The organism is Bradyrhizobium paxllaeri, assembly GCF_001693515.2.
In the GTDB taxonomy this organism is placed as follows: Bacteria; Pseudomonadota; Alphaproteobacteria; order Rhizobiales; family Xanthobacteraceae; genus Bradyrhizobium; species Bradyrhizobium paxllaeri.
On sequence record NZ_CP042968.1, the window covers coordinates 22,819 to 39,119 of the forward strand.

17 protein-coding genes are annotated in these 16,301 nt (G+C 64.5%); 1 reads left to right on the plus strand and 16 read right to left on the minus strand.

The features are described from left to right. Nucleotides 1-2: 2 nt before the first annotated feature. From LMTR21_RS00135 to rsmI, 12 genes are all read right to left on the minus strand, one after another. Nucleotides 3-500 (minus strand): nitrate reductase cytochrome c-type subunit, encoded by a 498-nt coding sequence (locus LMTR21_RS00135; RefSeq protein WP_065754643.1) that lies wholly within the window; start codon nt 498-500, stop codon nt 3-5. Then, nucleotides 473-2,968 carry a periplasmic nitrate reductase subunit alpha gene (gene napA, locus LMTR21_RS00140; RefSeq protein ID WP_148635922.1) on the minus strand — a complete coding sequence of 832 codons (2,496 nt, stop codon included), beginning with the start codon at nt 2,966-2,968 and terminating at the stop codon, nt 473-475. The genes LMTR21_RS00135 and napA overlap by 28 nt, the downstream gene beginning before the upstream one ends. Nucleotides 2,969-2,971: 3 nt before the next feature. Beyond that, entirely contained in the window at nt 2,972-3,235 is a 264-nt protein-coding gene (locus tag LMTR21_RS00145; protein WP_065754645.1) for a chaperone NapD, read from the minus strand. After that, a complete protein-coding gene (locus LMTR21_RS41700; protein ID WP_065754646.1) occupies nt 3,232-3,531 on the minus strand; it encodes a 4Fe-4S binding protein in 300 nt (99 codons plus the stop codon). The genes LMTR21_RS00145 and LMTR21_RS41700 overlap by 4 nt, the downstream gene beginning before the upstream one ends. A 6-nt stretch (nt 3,532-3,537) precedes the next feature. After that, on the minus strand, nt 3,538-3,735 hold the full coding sequence (gene napE, locus LMTR21_RS00155; RefSeq protein ID WP_065754681.1) for a periplasmic nitrate reductase, NapE protein: 198 nt from the start codon (nt 3,733-3,735) through the stop codon (nt 3,538-3,540). A 300-nt stretch (nt 3,736-4,035) separates the two neighbouring features. Further along, complete coding sequence (locus LMTR21_RS00160; protein WP_065754647.1) at nt 4,036-5,574, minus strand: YifB family Mg chelatase-like AAA ATPase; 1,539 nt, start codon at nt 5,572-5,574, stop codon at nt 4,036-4,038. A gap of 157 nt (nt 5,575-5,731) precedes the next feature. After that, nucleotides 5,732-5,914 carry a hypothetical protein gene (locus tag LMTR21_RS00165; protein ID WP_065754648.1) on the minus strand — a complete coding sequence of 61 codons (183 nt, stop codon included), beginning with the start codon at nt 5,912-5,914 and terminating at the stop codon, nt 5,732-5,734. A 285-nt stretch (nt 5,915-6,199) separates the two neighbouring features. Continuing rightward, the gene (locus LMTR21_RS00170) at nt 6,200-7,183 is read right to left on the minus strand and encodes an MBL fold metallo-hydrolase (RefSeq protein ID WP_065754649.1); all 984 of its coding nucleotides are present in this window, start codon (nt 7,181-7,183) and stop codon (nt 6,200-6,202) included. 170 nt (nt 7,184-7,353) lie between these two features. Beyond that, nucleotides 7,354-8,235, minus strand: a complete 882-nt coding sequence (locus LMTR21_RS00175) for a hypothetical protein (RefSeq protein WP_141688444.1) — start codon at nt 8,233-8,235, stop codon at nt 7,354-7,356. Nucleotides 8,236-8,519: 284 nt separating this feature from the next. Further along, nucleotides 8,520-9,467: a glutathione synthase gene (gshB, locus tag LMTR21_RS00180; RefSeq protein ID WP_065754652.1), complete on the minus strand. Its 948-nt coding sequence runs from the start codon at nt 9,465-9,467 to the stop codon at nt 8,520-8,522. Between the two features lie 90 nt (nt 9,468-9,557). Continuing rightward, complete coding sequence (locus LMTR21_RS00185; RefSeq protein WP_065754653.1) at nt 9,558-9,968, minus strand: YraN family protein; 411 nt, start codon at nt 9,966-9,968, stop codon at nt 9,558-9,560. Next, nucleotides 9,955-10,908, minus strand: coding sequence for a 16S rRNA (cytidine(1402)-2'-O)-methyltransferase (gene rsmI, locus LMTR21_RS00190; protein WP_065754654.1), 954 nt, complete (start codon nt 10,906-10,908; stop codon nt 9,955-9,957). Before rsmI ends, LMTR21_RS00185 begins: the two co-directional genes overlap by 14 nt. A gap of 201 nt (nt 10,909-11,109) precedes the next feature. Between rsmI and LMTR21_RS00195 the strand changes: the two genes are divergently transcribed. Next, on the plus strand, nt 11,110-12,321 hold the full coding sequence (locus tag LMTR21_RS00195; protein ID WP_065754655.1) for a penicillin-binding protein activator: 1,212 nt from the start codon (nt 11,110-11,112) through the stop codon (nt 12,319-12,321). Between the two features lie 3 nt (nt 12,322-12,324). Here the strand turns inward: LMTR21_RS00195 and LMTR21_RS00200 are convergent, their stop codons facing one another. The 4 genes from LMTR21_RS00200 to rdgB all read right to left on the minus strand — a co-directional run bounded on the left by LMTR21_RS00200 (nt 12,325) and on the right by rdgB (nt 16,268). Then, the gene (locus LMTR21_RS00200) at nt 12,325-13,170 is read right to left on the minus strand and encodes a hypothetical protein (protein ID WP_065754656.1); all 846 of its coding nucleotides are present in this window, start codon (nt 13,168-13,170) and stop codon (nt 12,325-12,327) included. Beyond that, on the minus strand, nt 13,167-14,267 hold the full coding sequence (locus tag LMTR21_RS00205; protein ID WP_065754657.1) for an aminotransferase class I/II-fold pyridoxal phosphate-dependent enzyme: 1,101 nt from the start codon (nt 14,265-14,267) through the stop codon (nt 13,167-13,169). The genes LMTR21_RS00200 and LMTR21_RS00205 overlap by 4 nt, the downstream gene beginning before the upstream one ends. A gap of 203 nt (nt 14,268-14,470) precedes the next feature. Next, entirely contained in the window at nt 14,471-15,640 is a 1,170-nt protein-coding gene (gene hemW, locus LMTR21_RS00210) for a radical SAM family heme chaperone HemW (protein ID WP_065754658.1), read from the minus strand. Then, on the minus strand, nt 15,633-16,268 hold the full coding sequence (gene rdgB / locus LMTR21_RS00215; RefSeq protein WP_065754659.1) for an RdgB/HAM1 family non-canonical purine NTP pyrophosphatase: 636 nt from the start codon (nt 16,266-16,268) through the stop codon (nt 15,633-15,635). The genes hemW and rdgB overlap by 8 nt, the downstream gene beginning before the upstream one ends. Nucleotides 16,269-16,301 lie beyond the last annotated feature (33 nt).

A 16,301-nucleotide genomic window follows, 5' to 3' on the forward strand; every position in this document is an offset into this window, starting at 1 on the left:
ACTCACTTCTTCTCGGGTTCGACGAGCAGCATGTCCTTGAACGTGCTCGGGACCAGCGGCTGTGCGTCGGTTTGCTGGACATGGCAGGCGGTGCAGAAATAACGCCGCGGGGTGACGTCGGCGAGCACCTGCCCGTTGCGGTCCATGAAATGGGTGACGCTGATCATCGGCGCCCCCGAGCCTTCGGTGAATTGCCGCCGGTGACAGTCGAGGCAGCGGTTGGTCTTGAGCGTGAGCTGATAATTGTCGATCGAGTGCGGAATGATCGGCGGCTGCTCCGGATAGTTGCGCATCAGCCGCTTGTCATCGATGACGGGCCGCGCCAGGGCAGGCGCCGGCACGTCGCCCATCGGCGCGGCGGCGCCGGTGACGCGCGGCACGATTTGGGGCGCGTTCTGCGCGTAAATTGCGCCGCAGACGAACACCAGCATGCCGCCAAGCAGCGCGCCTGCGAGCGGCGTTCGAAGTCTCTTCAGGCCGGGATGATCTTGACCGCGCATTTCTTGAAGTCCGTCTGCTTGGAAATGGGATCGGTAGCGTCCAGCGTCACCTTGTTGATGAGCTGGCTGGCGTCGAACCAGGGTACGAAGACCACGCCGCGTGGCATCCGGTTGCGGCCCTTGGTGTCGACCCGGCTCCTGATTTCGCCGCGCCGGGAAATCACACGGACTTCCGCGCCTTCATTGATGCCTCGCGCGCGGGCGTCCTCGGCATGCATGTAGACCCTGGCGCCAGGATACGCCTTGTAGAGCTCGGGCACCCGCATGGTCATGGAGCCGGAGTGCCAATGTTCGAGCACGCGGCCGGTGACGAGCCAGATGTCGAACTCCTTGTCGGGAGATTCCGCCGGCGGCTCGTACGGTACCGCGATGATCCGCGCCTTGCCGTCCTTGTTGCCATAGAACTCGACGCCCTTGCCCGCCTTCACATAAGGATCAAGGCCCTCGCGGTAGCGCCACTTGGTCTCCTTGCCGTTGACGACGGGCCAACGCAGCCCCCGCACCTCGTGGAGGGTGTCGAAATCAGCGACATCGTGGCCGTGCCCGCGGCCGAACTGGGCGTATTCCTCGAACAGTCCCTTCTGCACGTAGAAGCCGAAGACCTTTGCCTCGCGGTTCTCGTACTCGGCGGGAATTTCGCTGACCGGGAACTTGTCCACATTGCCGTTGCGGAAGAGAACATCGAACAGCGTCTTGCCGCGATAGTTGGGATTGGCGTCGAGGATCTGCGCCGGCCACACCTCGTCGGTGGTGAAGCGTTTTGAGAACTCCATCATCTGCCAGAGATCGGAGCGCGCCTCGCCCGGCGCGTTGACGAGCTGCCGCCAGACATGGGTGCGGCGCTCGGCATTGCCGTAGGCGCCTTCCTTCTCCACCCACATCGCTGCCGGCAGCACGAGATCGGCGGACATCGCGGTGACGGTTGGATAGGCATCCGACACCACGATGAAATTGTCCGGATTGCGGTAGCCGGGATAGGTCTCGCGCGAATTGTTCGGCGCGGCCTGCATGTTGTTGTTCACCTGAACCCAATAGAAGTTCAGCTTGCCGTCGTGAAGCATGCGGTCCTGCTCGACGGCGTGATAGCCGGGCTTTTCCGGAATGATGCCGTGCGGGATGCGCCAGATTTCTTCCGCGTGCTTGCGGTGCTCCGGGTTGGTGACGACCATGTCGGCGGGCAAACGGTGCGCGAAAGTGCCGACCTCGCGCGCCGTGCCGCAGGCGGAGGGTTGCCCGGTCAGCGAGAACGGCGAATTGCCGGGCTCGGAGATCTTTCCGGTGAGCAGATGCAGATTGTAGAGGAGCTGGTTGGCCCAGACGCCGCGGACATGCTGATTGAAGCCCATCGTCCACAGCGACATCACCTTGCGCTTCGGATCGGCATAGAGCTCGGCGAGCTCCTGCAGGAAGCCGCGCTCGACGCCCGATAGCTCCGACACTTTCTCGAGCGAGTAGTCCTTCACGAAGGCGGCATAGGCATCAAAGTCGATCGGCTGGGTCGCGCCTGGGTTCGCGGCGCCCTTGGCCTTGACCTCGAGCGGATGATCCGGGCGCAAGCCGTATCCGATATCGACCGTGCCCTTCACGAAGGTGGTATGGTTCTTCACAAAATCTCGGTTGACCCGTCCCGTCGTGATGATGTGGTTGGCGATGTAGTTCAGGATCGCGAGATCCGTGCCGGGCTTGAACACGATCGGGATGTCGGCAAGGTCGGAGCTACGGTTGGTGAAGGTCTGGAGCACGGCCACCTTCACATGCGGCTGGCTCAACCGGCGGTCGGTGAGACGCGTCCAGAGGATCGGATGCATCTCGGCCATGTTCGAGCCCCACAGCACGAAGGCGTCGGCGGCTTCGAAATCGTCGTAGCAGCCCATCGGCTCGTCCATGCCGAAGGTGCGCATGAAGGCGACCGCTGCGGAGGCCATGCAATGGCGGGCATTGGGATCGAGGTTGTTGGAGCGGAATCCGGCGCGCATCAGCTTGGTGGCGGCGTAGCCTTCATAAACCGTCCATTGCCCCGACCCGAACATGCCGAGCGCCGTCGGGCCCTTCTCCTTCAGCACCGCCTTGGCCTTGGCCGCCATGACGTCGAAGGCTTCATCCCAGCTCACCGGCGTCAGTTCGCCGTCCTTCGCGAAGGCGCCACCCTTCTTGCGCAAAAGCGGCGCGGTCAGGCGGTCGCCGCCATACATGATCTTGGAAAGGAAGTATCCCTTGATGCAGTTCAGCCCGCGATTGACCTCGGCGAGCGTATCGCCGTGGGTCGCGACGACCTTGCCGCTCTTGACGCCGACCATCACCCCGCAGCCGGTACCGCAGAAACGGCAAGGTGCCTTCGACCATTTGATTTCCAGCGAGCTGCCGCCGCCCGTCACCGGTTGCGCGGCCGCAGGCGCGGCGATGCCGGCGGCTGCGGCGGCCACGGCGGCGGCCTGCGCCTTCAACAATTCGCGTCGCGAGAGTGACATGACCTAGTCTCCGATATCGGCTGATCTTTCGACCTGCTCGAACACCATGTTGGCCGACAGGACTCCCTGCCAGCATGCGATTTCGGCGAGGCGGGCACCGAGGATTCCGCTCTCGGCCGCCTCCATCACGATGACGATCTTTCTGGCGTCGCGCTGATGGACTTCGACCTCCGGCAGCGCCGCGAGCGCCTGCAGCACCTCGTCCCGATGTTTGGGCAGCACGGATACGACCGCGCTCGAAATGTGAATGGTGGCTTCGTCTGTCATGCGATGTCTCCGCCACGCGCAGCGCCCAGCGCGATCGTTGCGCCCGGGCAGGCGCCGATGCATTCACCGCATCCGGTGCAGGCGGCTTCATTGATGACGGCCTGAGGCGGTAATCCAATGCGAGGACGGAAATGAATCGCGGAAACAGGACAGACATCGCCGCAGGAACGGCAGAAGATGCCGGCTTCGGCGAGGCATTCGTCACCGATGACGGCGACCGGCTTGGTGAGGAATTGACCGCGAAACAGAGCACGGCGCGAGGGGCCTTGGGGTTGCGAAGGTCCTTGGGTTTGCATGGCGTTTCATGCTCCCGGAGGACCGGGCGGCCCCAGGATCAACTGGGACATCCACACCAGAAAGCCATAGCCGCCGACCACGCCGACGGCGACCACCGGCCAGATGAAGGCGGCGATGATGGCGAATACCAGCAACTCGGCACGTCGACTTGCCCCGTGCACCTTTTCCGGCTGCGCATCATGATGAGTTGACGTATCGGCCATGTAACGATCTGCCGCCTTGGAATCGAATAATTGCTCAGCCGGCCGAGCGTTCCCGCCCATGCCGGCCACCTTGCCAATTGCCATCGCCGTCAGACGGAGGGCGCGAAGAGGGTTCCCGCGTCGTTGCAGGATACGTCACCGCGACATCAGGGTAGGTGGACCCGGGAAATCGTTCATTGATCTGAATCAAATAATGAAGGGCAAACGCTTGGATTATTTGATGATCTTTCGGTGCATCCTGCGCCGGAAGAGCTGTTGCGACGCAACTGAGCCCCGATCGAATCAGAACCGGGGCTCGATCTATGCCGCGCGCCGCAAGTCCTCCGCCAGCGCACGATAGGACAGCGCTTCGGCCAGATGCAGCCGGCCGATCTTTTCGGCGCGATCGAGATCGGCGAGCGTGCGCGCGACGCGGAGCACGCGGTGATAGCCGCGTGCGGTCAGCTTCATGGTGTCGGCGGCATCGCGCAACAGTTTCTGGCCCTGCGTATCCGGTTGCGCGATCGTTTCCAATAGCGAGGCCGGTGCTTCGGCGTTGGTGCGGATCTGCGGCATGCCGGCGGCTGCGTAGCGCGCGAGCTGGATGGCGCGGGCGGCGGCGACGCGGGCTGCAACTTCGGCCGAGCCTTCGGATGGCGGCGGCAGGATCAGGTCGGCGGCGGTCACCGCCGGGACCTCGATGCGCAGGTCGATGCGGTCCATCAGCGGGCCGGAGATGCGCATCTGGTAATCCGCGGTGCAGCGCTCGATCGGCGCGCGCCGGCAGGAATAGCCGGGATCATAGGCCTGGCCGCAGCGGCAGGGATTCATCGCCGCGACCAGCATAAAGCGGGCGGGATAGGTGACGCGATGATTGGCACGCGACACCGAGACCTCGCCATTCTCCAGCGGCTGGCGCAGGGAATCCAGCACGCGCGGATCGAACTCCGGCAGTTCGTCGAGGAACAAGACGCCCTGATGCGAAAGCGAAATCTCGCCAGGTCTGGCGCGCAGGCCGCCACCGGTCAGCGCGGCCATGCTGGCGGAATGATGGGGGCTGCGGAACGGTCGCCGCGCGGTCAATGCGCCATCGCGGATTTCGCCGGCGACGGAGGCGATCATCGAGACCTCCAGCAGCTCGGACGGCGACAGCGGCGGCAGGATCGAGGGCAGCCGCGCCGCCAGCATCGACTTGCCTGCGCCGGGCGAGCCGATCATCAGCAAATGATGTCCGCCGGCCGCCGCAATCTCCAGCGCGCGTTTGGCGCTTTCCTGGCCCTTGATGTCGCGTAGGTCGAGATGGGTTGCTTCCTGCTCGTGCACGCGCGGCTGCGGGCGCGACAGCACCTGCGTGCCTTTGAAATGGTTGGCGATCTGGATCAGCGATTTGGCCGCGATGATCTGGATATCTGGACTCGCCCAGGCCGCTTCCGAGCCGCACGCCGCCGGACAGATCAGCCCTTCCTCGCGCCCATTCGCCCCGATCGCAGCCGGCAACACGCCAGCGACCGGCGCGATTGAGCCGTCGAGTCCGAGTTCGCCGAGCACGGTAAAGCCGTTGAGCGCATCCGGCGGGATGGCGCCGATCGCCGCCATCAGCCCGAGCGCGATCGGCAGATCATAGTGGCTGCCTTCCTTCGGAACGTCGGCCGGTGCGAGGTTGACCGTGATCCGGCGGGCGGGGAGGGCTAGGCCCGAGGCGACCAGGGCCGAGCGGACCCGCTCCCGCGCCTCCGACACCGCCTTGTCCGGCAGGCCGACGATCGCAAACGCCGGCAGGCCGGGCGCGACCTGCACCTGCACGTCGACCGCGCGGGCCTCGATCCCTTCAAAGGCTACAGTAGATACCCGCGCAACCATGCCGCCCCTCGTGACGCAATCGAAGGTAGCGGGGAACCGGAGGGTAAGTCAAGAACATTTGAAGAACATAGACGCAAACGATCCCGTCTGCGCCGTCTGCCTGTCAGACCGGCACAACCTCGGGGCGTGGATACATTCCGACGGGCAGCCGCCGTCTTCAGCGCTCCGTTCTCATGTATGGGCTGCTCTCGGAAACATGCTTCAGCGCCGGATCGTCGGCGAGAATGCGCATCGCCTGCGTCGTCTCGGGGCTTGGATGAGGTGGGGTGTCGCGCAGGCTCCATACGGCCAGCCCAACGAATAGCATTCCAGCGCTGATCGCTATCATGTCCTTGGTCATTTGCCGGGCCTCCAAACTGGCTGCCAAGCGGCCGAGACGCGGGCCTCGCTATTTCGGCTTGGAAGCCGGTTGGCCCTGCGGCCTGACGCTCATCTTGCTCTCAGGCATCTTGTCCCGGCCCGGGGCCGGAAATTCCGCTACAGCTTCCTCCCTTACGGCAAAACAAATTCTTACGGCAAAACAAATTTCGGCGATCCGCGATGGTTCCCGAGAGATGCGCGCACGCCTGCGGCAGTGGCTTGACGATCCGGGGCCAGCCACCGGCAAGCCCCGGATCGAGCATCTTCAGAGCTGCATGTTCATCGGCTCGGGATAATACCTGAAACCGTCGCCGTTCTTGGCGACGTGGCCGAAGCCCGGCCAGGCGAAGTGATAGGACATCACAGGGATCTTCTGGGCGGCGAGCATGTCCAGCATCTTCACCCGCGAGTTCGCGGCCTGCTTCGGATCGCTATCGTAGGAGAATTCCATCCGCGGCTTCTCCAGCAAGAGCACCGCGTGATGCGAGAGGTCGCCGAGGAAGCAGAAGGATTTGCCCTTCGAGCTCACCATGAAGATGGTGTGGCCGACGGTGTGGCCGGGCGCCGAAAGCGCGGTGACGCCGGGCAGGAATTCCTGATTGTCCTTGATGAACACGATGCGGTCGCGCACCGGCATCAGGTTCTTGCGGGCGTGGAGGATGAAATCCTTCAGCGGGCTGCCGAGCTTGCCTTCATCGGTCCAGAAATCGAAATCGCTCTGGGCGATGTAGACCTGCGCGTTCGGGAATAGCGGCTTGTCGTCGGCACCGACGAGGCCGCCGATATGGTCGATATGGGCGTGCGAGCACACCACGGCGTCGATGTCGCTCGCCTTGATGCCGGCGGCCGCGAGGTTCTTCTGTTGCTGACCGGTGGTCGGGCCGAACGCCTTCGAGGTGCCCATGCCGGTGTCGAACAGGATCAGCTTGTCGCCGGTGTTCACGACCGGCGAGTTCTGCTCCAGCACGACATTGTCAGGGTTGAGGAAGTTGTCGGAGAGCATCTTCTTCACCTCTTCCTTCGGCACGCCGGTGAAGGTGCCGGAGGGATCGCCGAGCGGCAGCGGGCCGTCGGAGACGACGGTGACCTCGGCGTCGCCGAGAACGAAGCGGTGCCAGTAGGGCGTCTGCGTGGCGAGCTTGGGCGCCTTGGCCAGTGCGCCGCCGCCGAGCATCGTTGAGGCGCCAACACCCATTCCGAGTCCTGCGCCGAGCGCAAGCAAAGACCGTCGCGAAAGATTCGTCGTCATGCGTCGTCCTCCCACTGATTTTATTGAATTGCAGTATATGCCCGGACGGATTCATCCGTCGCTACAGGCTGCGCCCGCTTGCCGAAATTGGCAAGTGGGCGGAGACGGCACAACAGGGATGTCAAAATGCGGGCGAGTCGGCGTTATTTGGCGCCGCGCTTTGTCGACGGCTACCAATCGTCGTCGTAGATCCACTCCCTTGGGTATCGGGGCCGATATCTCGCTTGCGGCGGCGACCGCTCCGGCCTGCGGAAGGTCGGGGTCGGCTTCGCCGGAGGCGGTGACGCCCTGGGCGGGCTCTGCTCCGAAACCTTCGCGAGCGCGCGTTTCATCTCTTCCTGGCTCGCCTTCAGCTCCCCAATGGCTTTTGAATTGTCACTGGTGATTTGCTGCTGGTTCGCCTTGAGCTGTTCGATGTTTCGCTCAAGCTTCGCGAGGTCCCCCACGATCGTTTGCAGCAACTGTGTCTGGTCGGGAGCTGCCGCGGCGGTTGGCGGCGTGGCGTCTTGCGGCGGTGCGGCCTGCGCCAGGGTTGCTGCTTGTGGAGGTGCTGCTTGAGGCGGAGATGTTTGCGGCGGTGATGCTGGTGGTGGTGCTGCCTGTGACGGTGGTGCCTGTGATGGAGCCTCCGTTGCGGCCACTTGAACAGTGGACGGGGCGGGCTGCGCGGGCGATGGCGGATTTTCCGGCGGTGATGATGGAGATGAAGCGAGCTGCGGTGCTGAGCCGGCGACACCCGGCTTGTCCCCGCCGCCATAGGATGCCTGCCAAACCAGGGCAGCGACAACGATGCACGCCGCCACTGGCAAGGCGACGAGGGTCCGAAACGCCGGTCTTTTTTCCGGTGATGGCGCAGGCGGCGATTGCGGGGCGGGCTGGGCCGAAGGCGGATGCGCGTCATCGCGCTCCATCCTTGCGAGCTGTTCAGTCAAACGCGTGAGCTGTTCATCCGCGCGCTTGATCTGCTCGTGGGCGTGCGCGAGCCGTTCGTCGGCGCCTGCGATCGGGGCATCGTGGGGTTCAGTTTCTTTCGGAGTAGGTGTGGAGTTCATTGGCGTTTCCTTTTCCGTCCAATGTCATCCGCAGGTGGCAGGTCGACCATGCAGCCGACGCTCCGTGCAGTCTTGTCCAACGAATGGCCGCAGGATGATAGAATACTGGATCACATGGCGATAGACGTCCCGGAATCCCACGGGCCGTTGCCGACGGCGCAGCAGAGCGGCGCCACGACTCTCTCCGTCGGTTCCATTCAACCGGCAGCATGCAATTCATTCGGCCCAAGTTCCTGCGTAACGGACGCGGCGAAATTGGTTGGCCGATAGGGCGCGAGCGAAAATTATTTCCCGGCGCGCTTCTTCTCGATGGTGTCCCAGATCTTGCCGGCAACATCAGGGCCGTTGAGCCGCTGGATCGCGCGGATGCCCGTCGGCGACGTCACGTTGATTTCGGTCAGGTTGCCGTCGATCACGTCGATGCCGACGAACAGCAATCCGCGTTCGCGCAGCGCAGGTCCCAGCGTATCGCAGATTTCGCGCTCGCGCGGAGAGAGATCGGTCGCCTGCGCGGCGCCGCCGCGCACCATGTTGGAGCGGAGGTCATCAGGGGCGGGCACGCGGTTGACCGCGCCGGCAAACTCGCCGTCGACCAGGATGATGCGCTTGTCGCCATGCTTCACCTCGGGAAGGAAGCGCTGGATCACCCAGGGCTCGCGGAAGGTCACCGAGAACATGTCGAACAGCGAGCCGAAATTCATGTCCTGCGGCATCACGCGGAACACCGCCGCGCCGCCATGGCCGTGCAGCGGCTTCATGACGACGGCGCCGTGCTGGTCGCGGAACGAGTTGATTTCGTCGAGGTCGCGCGAGATCAGCGTCGGCGGCATCAACTGCGGAAAATTCATCACGAACAGTTTTTCCGGCGCGTCGCGCACCGAAGCCGGATTGTTCACCACCAGCGTCTTCGGGTGGATGCGCTCGAGGAAATGGGTCGAGGTGATATAGGCGAGGTCGAAGGGCGGGTCCTGTCGCAGCAGGATGACGTCGAACGCCTCGAGCGACTCGCGCTTGGGCTCGCCCAGCGTAAAATGGTCGCCGATCTCGTCGCGGACGGTCAGCTTTTGCACCGGCGCCACCAGCTCCTCACCGCGCAGCGAGAGCTTGTCGGGGGTGTAGTAGGAAAGGCTGTGGCCGCGCTTTTGCGCCTCCAGCAGCAGCGCAAAGGTCGAATCGCCGCGGATGTTGATACGCGCGATGGGATCCATCTGGACGGCGACATTCAGTTTCATAGGGAAGGTCCGGGGCTCTGGAGGGTCATGGCGTTTTCAAGCGAAGTGGGTACCGGTTCGCGTCAAGAAAACGCGTCCAAATTAATGCCTTTAAGGGCTGGCGTCGAATGCCGCTAACAGATGGCGTGGCAGACGCCGCGGCGCAATCAGGACGGCGTCAAATCGTAGCTCGAATTCGGCATGCTCGGGATGCGCCATCAGCCAGGCTTGCGCGGCATTGATGATGCGCCCCTGCTGGCGCGGCGTGACGGCATAGGCGGCGTCATCGAGGCTGGCGCGCGCCTTAACCTCGATGAAGGCCACGAGATTGCGCTTCTTCGCCACCAGGTCGATCTCGCCATAGGGCGTGCGGAAGCGCTTTGCGAGGATACGGTAACCCCTGGCCATCAAATAGGCCGCGGCGCGGCTCTCGGCCGAAAGCCCGGTACGAAAGGCGGCGACCCGCTCGGGCGCGGCAAGCTTGGCGGTCACGTCGGGCGGAATGCCGTCAGTCTTCGCCATCATCGCCCCTGGCTTCTTTTGCGAGCTCCAGCGCGCGGGCATAGACCTCGCGGCGCGGCCGTCCCGAGAGCTCTACCGCATGCGCGACGCTGTCCTTGACGCTTTCGCGCGCAAGCGAGGTGCGCAGGAGATCGTCGAGGTCGTGCTGGGTCATGACATCGGCGTCCTTGCGCGGCGGACCGACGATGAGCACGAATTCGCCGCGGGTTTCCAGCCGATCGGCGGCCTTCGCCAATTCCGATATCGGCGCGCGCGTAATCTCCTCGTGCAGCTTGGTGAGCTCGCGGCAGATCGCGGCGTCGCGGCCGGCCATGACTTCCGAGAGATCGGCGAGCGTCTCCTGCACGCGGTTGCCGGATTCGAACATCACCAGCGTGGCGTCGATGCGGGAAAGTTCGGTGAGCCGGGTCCGCCGCGAGACCTGCTTGGCAGGCAAAAATCCCTCGAAGAAGAAGCGGTCGGTGGGGAGCGCCGCGACCGAGAGCGCTGTCAGCACCGACGATGCGCCCGGCACCGCGATCACGGCATGGCCGGCGGCCGAGACTTCGCGCACCAGCTTGAAGCCGGGATCCGAGATCAGGGGCGTGCCGGCATCCGATACCAGCGCGATGGATGCGCCCTGGGCCAGCCGCTCCAGGATCTTCGGTCGCGCCATCGCCGCGTTGTGTTCGTGATACGGTTTGAGCTCTGCTGAAATCGCATAGCGTTCGATCAGGCGGCGGGTGATTCGGGTGTCCTCGCAGGCGACGATGTCGACGCCGGCCAGGGTCTCCAGCGCGCGCAAGGTAATGTCGCCGAGATTGCCGATCGGGGTTGCCACCAGATGGAGGCCCGGAACCGGCTTCGGCGCATTCAGGATGTGGCCCTGAATCAAAAATGTTCTGTTGACCGAACCCGGTTCGGTGTCAGGGCCGTAGTTGGAACTGGTTCTTGCGCGCATAATGGCAATCTAGAGCGCCCGCGAGCCCGGCGCCACATCGCGGTGGGACCGAGGCAAGTTGATGTTTGGCAACGGCTATGCGCCGTGCGGGGTGTAATCCTTTTGTTTTAGTTAACTATTCGCAGACAATATGCTGAATCTACCTTCGTGTTTTGGGGTGGAGGTCCTGACCGACGGCGGTCGGTCAAGAGAAGAGACAAGATGGTAGGCCCTCTCATTCGCACGCCTGAATCCCCGGTTATTCGTCCGTTTGGACCGACCCGGCGGACCGCACTCGGTCTGATTCTCGGTGCGCCGCTGCTCGGCGCCTGCGCCGGCAACAGTCCGATTTCCAATCCGTTCGGCCCGTCCGCGCCCGAGGGACCCCCGGGCCCGCAGCAACAGCCGGTCGCGATCGGCGCCGGACAGGTCAAGGTCGGCCTGATCCTGCCGCTGTCGGCCGCTGGCAATGCCGGCGTCGCCGCGCAATCGATGAAGAATGCGGCCGAGATGGCGCTGGCGGAATTCCAGAACCCGAACATCCAGCTTCTGATCAAGGATGACGGCGGCCTGCCGCAGGGCGCCCAGCAGGTGACGCAGCAGGCGCTCGGCGAGGGCGCGGAAATCATCCTGGGCCCGCTGTTCGCGGCCTCGGTGCCGGCGACCGCGCAACTGACGCGCGCGAAGGGCGTTTCGGTGATCGCGTTCTCGACCGATTCGAGCGTCGCCGGGCGCGGCGTCTATCTGCTCAGCTTCCTGCCCGAATCCGACGTCAACCGGATCGTCGATTATTCCGCCAGCATCGGAAAGAAATCCTTCGCGGCGCTGCTGCCGGACAATGCCTACGGCAACGTGGTGGAAGCAGCCTTCAAGCAGGCGGTCGGCCGGAAGGGACGCGTCGTCGCTTTCGAGAAATACGCCGCCGATCGCGCCGGGGCGGCGCGGACGGTGGCGCAGTCGCTGGGCTCGGCGGATGCGCTGTTCATCGCCGATGACGGCGAATCCGTCGTGGCATCGGCGGATGCCTTGACCGCAGCGGGCGCGAATCTGCGCAACATCCAGTTGCTCGGCACCGGGCTCTGGGACAATCCGCGGGTCTATGCGAGCGCGCCGCTGCAGGGCGGGCTCTATGCCGCGCCCGATCCGTCGGGTTTCCGCGCCTTCGCCGGCCGCTACCGCGCCAAATACGGCAGCGACCCCGTGCGCACCGCGACGCTCGCCTATGACGCGGTGGCGCTGGTCGCCGCACTGTCGAAACAGGGCGGTCAACGCTTCGCGCCGGAGACGCTGACCAACCCGTCCGGCTTTGCCGGCACCGACGGGCTGTTCCGCTTCCGCTCCGACGGCACCAACGAGCGAGGCCTCGCGGTGATGAAGGTCGCCAGCGGCGGCAGCACGGCGGTCGCCGGCTCGCCGAAGAGTTTTGGGGCGTAATTTTTAACCGGTTTTCGTCGCCTTCGCGAACTCGGCTTCGTAGCGCCGCCGGTTGCTCCAGTAGATGTTTGCGAACAGCGCTGCTTCCTGGCGATAGGGGATGTGATCGTCGGCATCCTGTGCGGCCTGCGCCTCGATCCATGCGGCATGCTCGGCAATGGCGCCGGAGCGGTCGCCCTGCAGCGATCGTATCTGAAACGCGAACATGTGCTGCTCGATCTCGCCGTAGCGATCGTACCAGCAGGTCGACCATTGCCGGTTCTGCAGCGCGAAGCGGCGGATCCAGCGCTCGGTCAGATCCATCTCGTGCTCGGGTTTCGAGAACATCACGTCGCGCCGCGCTTCCTGCAGCGTTTCGATCGCGACCGGCTTGTTCTCGCGCCAGAGCGTCTGCATCGCGGGATCGGACAGGAAGCGGTCGGCGTAGATCGGATGCGGGAACGCGATCTCGCGCAAATGCGGCAATTCGAAATAGACCCGAATCTCCGAACAGACGCTGGCCTTCAACTCATTGTCTTCCATCTTGCGGTGGAAGGCGTCGAAACCGATGCCGGGGAAATAGGGCATGAAAGCCGCATGGAACATCTCGTGCAAACGATAGAGATCCTCGATCGCCGGATTGTCGTAGGCGCGATTCATGGTGACGCCCCACCACGAGCAGAAATGCGCGCGCTCCAGCCGATCGTCGGTCGTATCGCAGAACAGCCGCGGCAGATTTGCGAATTGTTCGATGATGTCGTGAATGAAGCCGCGTTCGGCATGCGAGGCGCGGATCGGAGCACTGCGCCACAGCCCGTGCACGTGGCGGTGAATCTCCTCACGGCTGGTCAGGATGATCGCGTTCCTCATGGCGCGGCTCCCGGATTCGCGATCGGTCCGGCTGTGCCGATCATTTCGGCCATGGTCGGTGTCAGGCACAGCCTGAGCGGCGCGTTGAGATCGCCGGCCGGTCGGCGCAGGAATGCGGCGAGCGCATGATCGGTGGCTGCGCTGGCGTCCGCCTTCGCCAGCACGGTGACGTCGCAGGGCGACAGCGTCAGGCCGAGGCGGCGGCCGACGCGCGCCGCGGCCTCATGCTGTACGGATTTATAGCGGCGCGGCAGATCGAACACGTCGTGACGATCGAGCAGGGCATGGCCGAGCTGCAGCGAGGTGAGGTTCTTGAACCATTGATTGCCGAACAGGCTCGGCATTGCCTTGCGGCACAGCACGCCGCCGATGCGGTCGTAATAAACCCCGAACGGCTTTGACAGGCTGAAGGCGAGCACCTGCACGGACGGGCTGTCGGCGGCAATGCGCGCGGCGGGTTGTTCGGCGATGGAGCCGACATAGGTGACGTCGAGCAACACGCGCGGCGCTTTTGCGCCAGCGGCGAGCAAAGCGAGGAAGTCGTTGGCCTCGCGCCACACATTGCCGTCGATGGCGGACGGCTGGCTCAGGCAGAACAGCGCGGTTGCCGGCAGCGCGCGGCCGACGGCCTGCCAGTCGGCGCGCGGATGTTCGACGACGGCGATGCCGCAGGCTTCGGCATAGGCCTTGTAGCCTTCATACTCGCCGGTAAAGACGTGCACTTCCGGATTGAAGCGCTCGACGCGGGCGCGGTTGCCATAGTCGGTGATGACATGAAACAGCGCTTCGCTGCCGCCGGCGGTCGGATAGCGCCACGAAAAGCCGGCCGTGTCGATTGCGATGACCGGCGCTGCCCATGCCATCCAGCGTTCGAGAAAGGCTTCATGCGAAGCGAACTGCTTGCCGGTCCAGGCGTCACGGAATTGTTCGAGGTGGTGACGGCGCGCGGCGTCGGCCGCATTTCCAAGAATGAGGTTTTTTGCCGCTTCCGTCTCCGGCATGACGAGCGCGTAAACGGTCTTGCTCGCGCCGGCGTCTTTGACACGGCGGTCGAGTTCGGGATCATGGATCGGCGGGGATATCGTCCGGTCGTTCACGATGGTCGTTCAGAAAGAGGCGGGGCGAAACTGATCTAGCACAAATGGGCATGCGCTGCGCGCAATCCTCGCGTGTTGGCTTATAAAACCTTGATGAACGTTTGCGTAGCCCGGGTGAAGCGAAGCGTAACCCGGGAAGGTCTCGCAAGCGGGACGCACTGTCCCCGGATTGCGCTGCGCTTCATCCGGGCTACGGCTGCGCGTTATGCCGCGAGGTCTGCAACAACAGCGTCGAGCACCGGAAAACCATCCTTCGTTACCCGCAGCCTGCCATCGGCGTCGACGGAGATCGCGCCTTCCTCGCGCAAGATGGCGATACGGCCCGGGTCGAGCGCGCGGCCGGACAACGTCGCATAGCGTTTGGGGTCGATGCCTTCGGCGAGGCGCAATCCCATCAGCAGATATTCGTCAGCGCGTTCTTCGCTGTTCAGGTCATCGTCGGTGACGACGCCGTGGCCCTTGGCCTCGACGCGCATCAGCCAGGCCTCCGGCCGCTTCTCGGTCGCGGTCGCGTGCCTGATGCCGTCGATGTCGAGGCGGCCATGCGCGCCCGGCCCGATGCCGGCATATTCGTCGCCGCGCCAGTAGACCAGATTGTGCTGGCACTCCGCGCCTTCGCGGGCGTGGTTGGAAATTTCGTAGGCCGGCAGTCCGTGCGCGGCGCAGACGTCCTGTGTGACATCATAGAGCGCGCGCGCCAGCGTCTCGTCCGGCGTCTTCAATTTGCCCGCGGCATGCAGGCCGAAGAACGGCGTGCCTTCCTCGATGGTGAGCTGGTAGAGCGAGAGATGCTCGGCGGCTTCCGAGATCGCGAGCTTGAGTTCATCCGTCCACATCTGCGGGGTCTGGTCGGGGCGGGCGTAGATCAGGTCGAACGAATAGCGGTCGAACGCGGAGCGGGCGATCGCGACGGCATCGAGCGCTTCGCGTGCGGTATGGAGCCGTCCCAGCGCTTTCAGCGAGGCGTCGTCGAGCGCCTGTACACCGAGCGAGACGCGGTTGACGCCGGCTGCGCGGTAGCCGCGAAACCGCGTCGCCTCGACGCTGGTCGGATTGGCTTCCAGCGTGACTTCGACATTGCCGGCAACGCGCCAGTGTTTGCCGATCGCGTCGAGGATCGCGCCGACGGTCTGCGGCTGCATTAGCGACGGCGTGCCGCCGCCGAGAAAGATCGAGGTGACGGTTTTGCCAGGCGCGCGCTCCGCCGTGCTCTCGATCTCGCGGGCGAAGGCGCGCGCGAAGCGCTGCTCGTCGATCGGCGCGTGGCGGACATGGCTGTTGAAATCGCAATAGGGGCATTTCGACAGGCAGAACGGCCAGTGCACGTAGACACCGAAGGCCTCCTTGGGGCGTGGTCGCTCGCGACTAGCCAAGGCAGATCTCCGCCAGTTTGACGAAGGCACGCGCCCGGTGTGACAGGCCGAGGCCGAGCGGCGGCAGGCCGTGCTTTTCGATCGAGGTCATCTCGCCAAAGGTCCTGGCATGCCCGTCGGGCAGGAAGGCCGGATCATAGCCGAAACCGGCGCTGCCGCGCGGCGGCCAGGCCAGGGTTCCATCGACCCGTGCCTCGACCTCCTCGACATGGCCGTCGGGCCAGGCAACGCACAATGCGGATACGAAATGCGCCTTGCGCTTGTCCGGCGTGGTCGCGCCGCGTTCCTGCAGCAGGCGCTCGATCCGGGTCATCGCCGCCATGAAGTCCTTGCCCTCGCCGGCCCAGCGCGCCGAGTAGATGCCGGGGGCGCCGTTGAGCGCATCGACGACCAGGCCGGAATCATCGGCAAAGGCGGGCAATTGCGCAGCGTTCGCCGCCGCGATCGCCTTGATCGCGGCGTTGGCTTGGAACGTCTTGCCGGTTTCCTCGGGCTCGCCGAGGCCGAGTTCGCCCGCGGAGACCGCCTCGACGCCATGCGGCGCCAGCAGTTCCCGCATCTCGGCAAGCTTGCCGGGATTGTGGGTCGCGATCACGAGCCGGCCGGTGATTCGACGGTGCTGAGCCATGTGCATTTGTATTCCGTCATGGCCGGGCTTGTC